General features: G+C 68.1%; 2 protein-coding genes and 1 pseudogene. 1 reads left to right on the forward strand and 2 read right to left on the reverse strand.

Annotated features, from left to right (window positions below; translation table 11 throughout):
* Together BN903_RS13350 and BN903_RS13355 are read right to left on the reverse strand one after the other, a co-directional pair.
* A pseudogene (locus BN903_RS13350) lies at positions 1-236 on the reverse strand (hypothetical protein); the annotation flags it as partial.
* Between the two features lie 96 nt (positions 237-332).
* Entirely contained in the window at positions 333-1,310 is a 978-nt protein-coding gene (locus BN903_RS13355; RefSeq protein ID WP_048078206.1) for an aldo/keto reductase, read from the reverse strand.
* A gap of 78 nt (positions 1,311-1,388) precedes the next feature.
* Here BN903_RS13355 and BN903_RS13360 point away from each other — a divergent pair.
* Positions 1,389-1,745: cryptochrome/photolyase family protein (locus BN903_RS13360; RefSeq protein WP_195155816.1), on the forward strand; the 357-nt coding region annotated here is incomplete at its 3' end.

Here is a 1,745-nt window from a genome sequence, read left to right on the forward strand (position 1 = left end):
ATCATCTGTGCGAAGGGGTTGCCGCCGCCGCCACCGCCCATCCCCGGCGGGCCGCCGCCGCCCATCATCTCCTCGGGGTCGGGCCGGTCGCCCTCCTCGCGCTCCTGTTCGCGTCGCTCGCGGATCTCCTCGACGCGCTCGCGGAAGGACTTCTCCTCGCCGTCGTCGCCCTCGGGGGCGTCGCCCTGTTCGCCGGCCTCGCCGTTCTCGGGGTCTGTGGCGTCGTCGTCTGCCATGCGCCACGGTTCGGCGGCGCTGCCGAAAAGGGTTGTCGTGGCGTCCGCGACGGTGTATTTATACCTCGGCGGTGAGCGCCGCGGTCTGCTCCGGCGTCACTCGTGTCCGGAGACGCGGACCGGCTCGTACGGCGCTTCGAGCCACTCGATGTCCGAGTCGGACAGGTCGATATCCAGCGCCTCGACCGCGTCTTCGAGGTGCTCGACGCTCGTCGTGCCGACGATGGGCGTGTCGACCCACTCCTTGTGGAACAGCCACGCGAGCGCGATCTGGGCCATCTTCACGCCCTTCTCCGCGGCCAGTTCCTCGACGCGCTCGTTGACCGCGAGCCCGCCGCCCTCGCGGTACGGGTGCGCGTAGAGGTGCTCTTCGGTCTCGCCGCGGAGCGTCGCGTCGACGTCCTCGTGCGGACGGGTCAGGTAGCCGCGGGCGAGCGGACTCCACGGCATCACGCCGACGTTCTCCTTCTCGCATAACGGCAGCATCTCCCGTTCCTCCTCGCGGTACGCGAGGTTGTAGTGGTTTTGCATCGCGGCGAACCGCTCGTACCCCTCGCGCTCGCTGGTGTGTAGGGCGTCCGCAAACTGGTGGGCCCACATCGAGGACGCGCCGATGTACCGCACGTCGCCGCGTCGCACGGCATCGTCGAGCGCGGCGAGCGTCTCCTCGATCGGGGTCTCGTCGTCCCAGCGGTGGATCTGGTAGAGGTCAATCGTGTCGACGCCGAGCCGGTCGAGGCTGTGTTCCAGCTCCTGTTCGATCGCCTTCCGCGAGAGGCCGCCCGAGTTCGGATTCGACTCGTCCATCTGGAAGTACCCCTTCGTGGCGAGGACGTACTCGTCGCGGTCGTACCCGTCGAGCGCGTCGCCGAGGACGCGCTCGCTCTCGCCGTTCGAGTACATGTTGGCGGTGTCGAAGAAGTTCACGCCGAGGTCGATCGCGCGCTCGATCAGCTCTTTCCCCTCCTCCTCGTCGAGGACCCACTCGCGCCAGTCGGAGTCGCCGAAGCTCATACAGCCCAGACATATCTTCGAGACGGTGGTGCCGGTGGAACCGAGGGTCGTGTACTCCATACTGAGATTAGTTCGAGGCGAGGACAAAAAGCTACGCGCGCCGCCGGAGCTATGCCGCTGGCTCCCGTGTTGATCGACGTGAGCGACCGGACGACCTGCTGGCTGCTCGGCGACCAGCTCAACCCCGACCTCGACGTCCTCGCTGACGCCGACGACGTACTGTTGATCGAGGCGCACGGGTTCGCCGACCGGAAACCGTACCACGCGCACAAGCTAACGGTAGTGTTCTCTGCGATGCGGCACTTCCGAGACCGGCTCCGCGAGGGCGGCCACGACGTGACCTACGTGCGGGCCGAGTCGTTCGGCGAAGGCCTCGACGAGTTCTTCGCTGAGCGTTCGGCGGAGACGGAAGGCGGCGGCGACGCGCCCGACCTGCGGCTCATGCGCCCCGCGAGCCACGGGGCCGGCGACCGGCTCCGCGAACTGGTCGCCGAG

This window comes from Halorubrum sp. AJ67, assembly GCF_000513435.1.

Excerpts from the sequence above, each read along its gene's own strand:
- BN903_RS13355 (WP_048078206.1), bottom strand. The coding sequence starts at position 1,310 with ATGGAGTACACGACCCTCGGTTCCACCGGCACCACCGTCTCGAAGATA.